Source organism: Actinacidiphila acidipaludis (assembly GCF_019890725.1).
Lineage (GTDB): Bacteria > Actinomycetota > Actinomycetes > Streptomycetales > Streptomycetaceae > Actinacidiphila > Actinacidiphila acidipaludis.
In genome coordinates this window covers 1-525 of the sequence record NZ_JAINZZ010000152.1, presented here as the reverse complement: position 1 = coordinate 525, position 525 = coordinate 1, and the positions used below count along the sequence as shown (strand labels likewise).

Annotated in this window: 1 protein-coding gene; it reads right to left on the bottom strand. The window is 76.4% G+C overall.

The window, feature by feature from the left end:
- Nucleotides 1-369: ATP-binding cassette domain-containing protein (locus K7862_RS37095; protein WP_222970214.1), on the bottom strand; the 369-nt coding region annotated here is incomplete at its 3' end.
- Nucleotides 370-525 lie beyond the last annotated feature (156 nt).

Here is a 525-nt window from a genome sequence, read left to right as displayed (position 1 = left end):
GTACCGCTCGCGGACCTCCTCCTGCGACATGCCCATCGCCAGACCACCCAGGACCACGTTGGTGCCGCCGGTCAGGTCGTTCATCAGCGCCGCGTTGACCCCCAGCAGCGACGGCTGGCCGTCGGTGTAGACCCGGCCGCGCTCGGCGGGCAGCAGGCCCGCGATGGCCTTGAGCAGGGTCGACTTGCCGGAGCCGTTGGAGCCGATGATCCCGATCGCCTCGCCGCGGTAGGCCGTGAAGGTGACGCCCTTGACCGCGTGCACGGTCGTGACGGCGGGTGAGCCGCGGCGCAGCAGTATCCGCCGCAGCGCCGAGGTGGCACTGCCCTTGCCCGCGTCCACCCCGTAGATCCGGTAGACGACGTGCAGCTCGTCGACGACGACGGTGGGGACGCGCGACTCCCCGGCCCCGCCGTCCGCGGCGGGCTCGGGCGGCGCCGCGCCGGGCGCCGGGCGCGGTCCCGCGGAGGGCGGCGCGGCCTCCCGCGTGGGGGCAGGCGGCGCCGTGGCGGGGGCGGGCGGCTC